The organism is Leptotrichia trevisanii DSM 22070 (assembly GCF_000482505.1).
GTDB lineage: Bacteria > Fusobacteriota > Fusobacteriia > Fusobacteriales > Leptotrichiaceae > Leptotrichia > Leptotrichia trevisanii.
This window is the reverse complement of the sequence record NZ_AXVL01000083.1, coordinates 1-1,497: the sequence shown is the minus strand read 5'-3', so window position 1 is coordinate 1,497 and position 1,497 is coordinate 1. Positions and strand designations below refer to the sequence as shown.

The window sequence follows — 1,497 nt, the reverse complement described above, 5'->3', positions numbered from 1 at the left end:
GATGTTGACTTGACTACGAATACATTGATAAATACTAAGGAAATTACGGCAGTAAATAATATAAATGCGGCAAATGCGGTTGTTACTAATAACGGAAAGATTGCCTCAAATAATAGGATTCTACTTGATAATTCAGCAATTACAAACACTGGGGAAATTTTATCAGGCGAAATATTTATGAGAAATGCCCAAAGATTTGATAATACTGGAACAATCAAGGGGAACAATGTTGAGCTTGGCATTAACCAGGATATTAACCTTACGGGGAATCTTCATGGACAGCAGAGGCTTAAGATTTCAGCAAACAACATTACAAACAATGGGAACACTACTGGAACAGGATTAATTGAGATTAACTCAAATGACTTTACGAACAACAGGGAGCTTGCTTCCGATACAGTTGTCGTAAATGGCCGTGGGGAAGTAGTCAACAACAGCATGATTACTGGAAATAACGGAAAGATTTCAGGAAGAAATATCACAAATAACGATTTAATCGCATTTGAGAACTATCTTGAAATGAACGCACAAGGTAAGGTTCAGAACAACAAGGGAAAAGCCATCTATGGTGGGCAGACACTTATCGTCAAGGCAAACGAGATAATGAATGACGAGGCTGAGATACTTGGCGGAAACATGGATCTTAATGCCGCAAGGATTACGAACAATGTGGCTACAATCCAGTCGACAGGAAATATTACAATTACTTCAAGTGATTTCCAGAACATTGGTAGGGTTTCTAATTTAGGGAATTATGAAAAGTATTACGAAACTTGGGATGGCAGAAGATTATCCGAAGCTGAAGTTCTGAATGGATGGATAGTCAATGAGCCTGACTTTCAACATAGAAGCAGGGACAGGGGCAGCGTAAAAAGGCATCAGAGAAGCTGGCTTGAGAGCATGATTGCAAAACATTCTGGAAATTCTCTGTTATTTTCCCGATATCCTGATTTTGCCAGATCAAAATTGGGACAAAAAGGAATAACGATATACACAAATATTCCGGAAGTGCCTGGAAATACTTTGACGGGGAAAATAGATAGCAGGGCAACAACTGAATATGGTAAGGTTTTAGCAAGTGGAAATATTACAATAAATTCAGGTAATTTTAAAAATAGGGACAGCATAATTTCTGGTGGCGGACTGGTTGATATAAATGCAGCTAATTTTGAAAATTCTGTAACGTTAGGGAATGCAGTCCAGTTAAAGAATGGACAGGAAAAACTGTATTTAACATATAGACACGGGAGCAGAAGGAGCTCCGCAAACGGAACTTACAGCAGATACTTGGAGAATGGCGGCATCGGATATGAAAGCGGACAGCCTTCCATCATTGAAGGGGCAGTAGTAAATGTAAATGCTCCAAATATCATAAAAAATCCTATTGAAGCTGGAAACGGTAAAGTATTAAATAATGGCGGAGCGACTGGCAGAGCCTTGATTTCTTCAACTTCAGTTGGAATGAATAAAGGGACAAGTTCTGCCAACGGGCAGGTT

1 pseudogene is annotated in these 1,497 nt (G+C 39.1%); it reads left to right on the top strand.

From position 1 onward, the window contains the following. A pseudogene (locus K324_RS16100) lies at positions 1–1,497 on the top strand (filamentous hemagglutinin N-terminal domain-containing protein); the annotation flags it as partial.